The 5,989-nt window shown below is 72.6% G+C and carries 5 protein-coding genes; 3 read left to right on the forward strand and 2 right to left on the reverse strand.

The window, feature by feature from the left end:
* Positions 1–105: 105 nt before the first annotated feature.
* A complete protein-coding gene (locus ACWCSV_RS34380) occupies positions 106–1,992 on the reverse strand; it encodes an ABC transporter ATP-binding protein (RefSeq protein WP_451149165.1) in 1,887 nt (628 codons plus the stop codon).
* Positions 1,993–2,218: 226 nt separating this feature from the next.
* On the opposite strand from ACWCSV_RS34380, the gene ACWCSV_RS34385 reads away from it, so the two are divergent.
* Both ACWCSV_RS34385 and ACWCSV_RS34390 read left to right on the forward strand, forming a co-directional pair.
* Positions 2,219–3,013 carry an SDR family NAD(P)-dependent oxidoreductase gene (locus tag ACWCSV_RS34385; protein ID WP_451149167.1) on the forward strand — a complete coding sequence of 265 codons (795 nt, stop codon included), beginning with the start codon at positions 2,219–2,221 and terminating at the stop codon, positions 3,011–3,013.
* Between the two features lie 72 nt (positions 3,014–3,085).
* A complete protein-coding gene (locus ACWCSV_RS34390; RefSeq protein WP_451149169.1) occupies positions 3,086–3,769 on the forward strand; it encodes a ribonuclease H family protein in 684 nt (227 codons plus the stop codon).
* A gap of 383 nt (positions 3,770–4,152) precedes the next feature.
* Here ACWCSV_RS34390 and ACWCSV_RS34395 read toward each other — a convergent pair whose 3' ends face one another.
* Positions 4,153–4,530 (reverse strand): ArsR/SmtB family transcription factor, encoded by a 378-nt coding sequence (locus ACWCSV_RS34395; RefSeq protein WP_451149171.1) that lies wholly within the window; start codon positions 4,528–4,530, stop codon positions 4,153–4,155.
* Between the two features lie 95 nt (positions 4,531–4,625).
* Here ACWCSV_RS34395 and ACWCSV_RS34400 point away from each other — a divergent pair, with 95 nt between their 5' ends.
* The gene (locus tag ACWCSV_RS34400) at positions 4,626–5,876 is read left to right on the forward strand and encodes an MFS transporter (protein WP_451149173.1); all 1,251 of its coding nucleotides are present in this window, start codon (positions 4,626–4,628) and stop codon (positions 5,874–5,876) included.
* Positions 5,877–5,989 lie beyond the last annotated feature (113 nt).

Below are 5,989 nucleotides of genomic sequence, written 5' to 3' on the forward strand. Positions count from 1 at the left end.
GCCGTCGCGGGGCGGCCGATGGCCACCGCGCCCAGCGGGTCCCAGGTGCCGGGCAGGTCCAGTACCTCGCGCACCACGGACCGCATGTGGCCGCCGGACGTCCGGTCACCCCACCGCGTGCGGCGCGGTGTCCGGGCGCTCGAACTGCGTGCGGTACAGCTCCTCGTACCGTCCTCCGGTGGCGAGGAGCTCCTCGTGGGTGCCGCGTTCGACGATCCGCCCGGCCTCGACGACCAGGATCTGGTCGGCCGCGCGCACGGTCGAGAGCCGGTGGGCGATCACCAGCGCCGTCCGGCCCTCCAGGGCTTCGGCCAGCGCCTCCTGTACCGACGCCTCCGAGGTGGAGTCGAGGTGCGCGGTCGCCTCGTCGAGGATCACCACGCGCTGACGGGCCAGCAGCAGCCGGGCGATGGTCAGCCGCTGCCGCTCGCCGCCCGAGAGCCGGTAGCCGCGCTCGCCGACCACCGTGTCCAGACCGTCCGGGAGCGAGGCCACGAGCCCGTCGAGCCGCGAGCGGCGCAGGGCGTCCCAGATCTCGTCCTCGGTGGCCTCCGGCCGGGCCAGCAGCAGGTTGGCCCGGACCGACTCGTGGAACAGGTGCCCGTCCTGGGTGACCATGCCGATCGTCTCGCGCAGCGAGTCGGCGGTCAGATCGCGGACGTCCACGCCGTTCAGCCGGACAGCCCCCGCGTCGGCGTCGTACAGCCGGGGGAGCAGCTGCGCGATCGTCGACTTGCCCGCCCCCGACGAGCCGACCAGAGCGACCATCCGGCCCGGCCGCGCCGCGAAGGACACCTCGTGCAGCACCTGGGCGCCACCCCGGTCGTCGAGCGTGGCGACCGCCTCCAGCGAGGCGAGGGAGACCTTGTCGGCGGACGGGTAGCCGAACGAGACACCGTCGAACTCCACCGAGACCGGCCCGTCCGGCACCCGCCGCGCGTCCGGCTTCTCGGCGATCAGCGGCTTGAGGTCCAGGATCTCGAAGACGCGCTCAAAACTGACCAGGGCGCTCATCACCTCCACCCGCGCACCGGCGAGCGAGGTGAGCGGGGCGTACAGGCGGGTCAGCAAGAGGGCCAGCGACACGACGGCACCGGGTTCGAGCGTGCCCTGCTGGGCGTAGTGGCCCCCGAGACCGTATACCAGCGCGAGCGCCAGCGCGGAGACCAGAGTGAGGGCGGTGATGAAGCCGGACTGGGCCATGGCCGTCCGGACACCGATGTCCCGCACCCGCAGGGCCCGGGCGGCGAACTCGGCGGACTCGTCGGCGGGCCGCCCGAACAGCTTGACGAGGGTGGCGCCCGGTGCCGAGAAGCGCTCCGTCATCTGCGTGGCCATCGCCGCGTTGTGCGCGGCGGCCTCCCGCTGCAGCGACGCCATGCGGGCGCCCCGGCGACGGGCCGGTACGACGAACACCGGCAGCAGCACCAGGGCCAGCAGCGTGATCCGCCAGGAGATGCCGAGCATCACGGCGAGCGTCAGGACCAGGGTCACGACGTTGGCGACCACACCCGAGAGGGTGTTGCTGAACGCCCGCTGCGCCCCGATGACGTCGCTGTTCAGCCGGCTCACCAGCGCCCCGGTACGCGTACGGGTGAAGAAGGCCACCGGCATCCGCTGGACGTGGTCGAAGACGGCCGTCCGCAGGTCGAGGATGAGGCCCTCGCCCAGGTTGGACGACAGCCAGCGGGTGAGCAGCCCGAGGGCCGCGTCGGCCAGCGCGATGAGCGCGATGAGCAGCGCGAGACGGACGACGGTGTCGCTCCGGCCACCCCGTACGATCGCGTCGACCACCTTGCCCGCGAGGACCGGCGTGGCCACCGCGAGCAGGGCCCCCGCCACACTGGCGGCCAGGAACCGCACCAGCCGGCGGCGGTGCGGTCGGGCGAATCCGAGGATGCGGCGCAGGGTCTCCCGGGAGAACGGCCGGCGGTCGCGCTCGGCGTTCATCACACTGTGCAGCGACGACCAGGCGGTGAATTCCATGTCCATACAAGGGCTCCGGTTCTTCCGGCCGACGGACGGCCCGCAGGGGGCCCGTAGGACAGGAAAGTAGGACCTCAACCATTGTTGAGGTCAAGGGGCCTCATCGTCGCGCCCGCCGCCGGTCCCTGTCGCGCGGACGCGCCGCACCCCGCTCCGGAAGCGTTCCGCCCGGCGTGGTGCGACGGTGGACACGGTGCCGCTCCGGCACCCGAACCGGCGGAAGGGACCACGAGTGCGTATCGACCTGACGGGCAAGAAGGCCGTCGTCACCGGATCGTCGCAGGGCATCGGCCTCGCCATCGCCTCCGGCCTCGCCTCCGCGGGCGCCTCGGTGGTGCTGACCGGACGCGACGCGGACCGGCTGGAGTCGGCGAAACGGACCTTGCGCGACGGGGTGCCGGACGCGGACGTCGAGAGCGTCGCCTGCGACCTGGTCACCGAGGAAGGGGCCGACCGGCTCCAGCAGGCCGTTCCCGAGGCCGACGTGCTCGTCAACAACCTCGGCATCTTCGGGGCGCGTCCGCCGCTGGAGATCACCGACGAGGAGTGGCGGACGTACTTCGACACGAACGTCCTCAGCGCGGTCCGGCTGATCCGCCGCTATCTGCCCGGGATGACCGGCCGGGGCTGGGGGCGGGTGCAGAACATCGCGAGCGACTCGGCGATCGTGATCCCCGCCGAGATGATCCACTACGGGATGTCCAAGACCGCGCTGCTCGCGGTCTCCCGGGGCTTCGCCAAGGAGGCGGCGGGAAGCGGGGTGACGGTCAACTCGGTGATCGCCGGCCCGACCCACACCGGAGGCGTCGAGAAGTTCGTGTACGAACTCGTGGACAAGGACCTGCCCTGGGACGAGGCGCAGCGCGCGTTCATGCGTCTGCACCGGCCGCAGTCACTGCTCCAGCGCCTCATCGAACCCGAGGAGATCGCCGGCCTGGTGGTCTACCTCAGCTCGCCCCAGGCCTCCGCCACCACCGGGGCGGCGGTCCGGGTGGACGGTGGGTACGTCGACTCGATCGTGCCCTGACCGCCGCCGGGGCCGGTCCGGGTACGGAACGCGCGGCCGGAGCCCTCCCCGGAGGCTGGCATGATCGGGGGTATGGACGAGAGCATTATCGCCGCGTGTGACGGGGCGTCGAAGGGCAACCCCGGGCCTGCCGCCTGGGCGTGGGTGGTCGCGGACGCGCAGGGGCGCCCGCAGCGCTGGGAGGCGGGACCCCTGGGCACCGCCACCAACAACGTCGCGGAGCTGACCGCTCTGCGCTCGCTGCTGGAGTCGACCGACCCCTCGGTGCCGGTCGAGGTGCGCATGGACTCGCAGTACGCGATGAACGCCGTGACCAAGTGGCTGCCGGGCTGGAAGCGCAACGGCTGGAAGACCTCGGGCGGCAAGCCGGTCGCCAACAAGGAGCTGGTCGTCCGCATCGACGAGCTGCTCTCCGGCCGCGCGGTGCGATTCCAGTACGTTCCCGCCCACCAGGTCGGCGGGGACCCGCTCAACGCGCTGGCGGACCAGGCCGCGAGCGAGGCGGCGGTGTCGCAGCTGCCCGCCGGTACGGCCCACGGGACGGCCGCCCTCCCCGAGCCCGCCCCGTCCCGGGCGGTGAAGAGCGCGCCCGGAAAGACGGCGAAGGCTTCCACCGGCGGAGCCCGTACCGGGGCCACGATCCGGGCGAAGTTCGCCGGGCGGTGCCGCTGCGGCAAGCCGTACGCGGCCCAGGAGATGATCGCGAAGAACCCGGTGGGCTGGGGCCACCCGGAGTGCCGCACCGACGCGGCCTGAGACGTTCCCCGGCCCGGCGGTCCACCGCCGGGCCACCACGCGGGGTCGGGGAGGCCCCTCGGGCGTCCTGACCCGCGCATCCGGTGCCGCCGCATTCGCCGCATCCGCCGCATCCGCCGCATCCGCCGCATCCGGTGGTCCGCACTCGCCGCACCCAGTGGTCCGCCCGGCGGCGGGCCGCTTCTCCACGACGAGGCCGCTTCTGCGCGGCGGCGCAACGTTTCCCCGGGTACACCACCCTGGTTTCCCGTCGTCCCCGCGATGCCTCGGTCCCTTCGGGGCCCCCGCGCCCGACGCGGGTCCTGGGCCGCGCGCCCCGGCGCCCGGCGTGCGGTGCCCGGCATGCGCCGGGGGCGCGGACGGTCAGGTCCGGTCCGTTCGGTTCAGGACTCGGGGGTCCAGGCCGCCACGAGCTCAAGCAGACCGGGGAACCGGGCATTGAGGTCGTCGACGCGTACCTGGCTGCGGCGTTCGAGTCCGTACTGGCGCTGGCGCGTGACCCCCGCCTCCCGCAGCGCCTTGAAGTGGTGCGTGAGCGACGACTTGGGCCGGTCGAGGCCGAACCAGCCGCAGGTGTGGTCGAACCGCTCCGACTCCAGCAAAAGCTTCTGGATGATCGTCAACCGCAGCGGATCGCTGAGCGCTCCGAGGACGGTTTCCAGACGCAGTTCGCCCACCGCCGGCTCCGGGAGCGGTTCGGGCAGGTCAAGGGGTTCGGGGAGCACCCTGATGACGGGGTTGACGCCCGTGGCCGAAGGCATAGGCAACTCCTTATGACGTGATTCCTATGTACGAGTTCAATCGTACTGCATGCTAAGTTCGACTCAACTCGTACTTGAGAGTCGGGAGGAACGTCATGTCCGAGACTCGGACCACCCCTGTCCAGGCGGTCGACGGAAGAGGGCAGAACGGCACCGCCGGGGCCGGTGCCCCGCTGTGGTGGGTGTGGCTGGCCGCGTGGCCCGTCACCGCGGTGTTCGTGCTGTCGAACGCGGCCACGCCGCTGTACGTGCTGTGGCAGCGCGACATCGGGTTCTCCAAGGGCACCCTGACCGTGGTGTTCGCGTTCTACATCGTCGGCCTGCTCGGATCGCTCCTGGTCTGCGGAGTCGTCTCGGACCGGCTGGGGCGCAAGCCCGTACTGCTCCCGGCGCTGGCGCTCGGCCTGGCGGCCTGCCTGATCTTCGCCACCGCCTCCTCCGTGGCGGCGCTGATCGTGGCGAGGCTGTTCACCGGGATCGCCGTCGGTGCGGTCGTCTCGGCCGGCATGGCCGCGGTGACCGACGTGGCGGGGCCCGAGCGCAAGCGGATCGCCGCTCTGCTCGCCTCCTGCGCGATGGTCTTCGGGGCCGGGCTCGGCCCGCTGCTGGCCGGTGTGCTGTCCGAGACGCTGCCCGCCCCGACCGTGACCGTGTTCGTGGTCGAGGCCGTGGTGCTGGCCACCGCGGTGCTCGTCGTGACGCGCATGCCGGTCCGCCGCCCCGTGGCCCCCGCCAAGGGGGCCTGGGTGCGGGTGCCCGGGGTTCCGCGCGGCAACGGTCGCGAACTCACGCTGGGGATCGCCGTGTTCGCCCCCGGCATCACCGCGACGTCGTTCGTGCTGTCGCTCGGGCCCTCGCTGCTGTCCGGCCTGCTCGGCACGACCAGCAGGATCGTGGCGGGGGCCATGGCGTTCGCGATGTTCCTCACGGCCACCGGCGTGCAGTTCGCGGTGCAGCGGCTGAGCCGGCCGGCCATTCTCATGGCGGGCGCGGCGAGTACGGCCGTGAGCATGATCACGCTGATCGTCGCCGTGCACACCTCCTCCGTGGCGGTCCTCATCGCCTCCGCGCTGCTCGCCGGTGCGGGGCAGGGGATGGGCCAGCTCGGAGGGCTGTCGCTGCTCAACTCCAGCGTCCCGCCGAGGCATCTGGCAGAGGCCAACGCGGCGCTCAACGTGGGGGGTTACATCCCGGCGGGCATCCTGCCCGTCTCCGCGGGATACCTCAGCGACGCGGTGGGGCTGACCAGCGGGGCGACGACCTTCGGTGTCGTACTGCTGGGTCTCGCGGTCGCCGGCGGCCTGGTGGTCGTCGGCAGCCGGAACCGCGTGGCGGAGCCCGCCTGACGGATCGCCTCGGACGAAGGCGCTCCCGGGGGGAGTCGGCCGCGTCCTCGGTGAGCTCCCGGAAGCTGGCCCCGCCGGACCGGCGCAGCAGCGCGATCACGATCCCCGCCTGC

This window comes from Streptomyces sp. NPDC001770, from assembly GCF_053596135.1.

Bases quoted from the DNA above. Each gene is read 5' to 3' on its own strand.
- ACWCSV_RS34380 (WP_451149165.1), bottom strand. From the start codon at position 1,992: ATGGACATGGAATTCACCGCCTGGTCGTCGCTGCACAGTGTGATGAAC.
- ACWCSV_RS34390 (WP_451149169.1), top strand. From the start codon at position 3,086: ATGGACGAGAGCATTATCGCCGCGTGTGACGGGGCGTCGAAGGGCAAC.
- ACWCSV_RS34395 (WP_451149171.1), bottom strand. From the start codon at position 4,530: ATGCCTTCGGCCACGGGCGTCAACCCCGTCATCAGGGTGCTCCCCGAA.
- ACWCSV_RS34400 (WP_451149173.1), top strand. From the start codon at position 4,626: ATGTCCGAGACTCGGACCACCCCTGTCCAGGCGGTCGACGGAAGAGGG.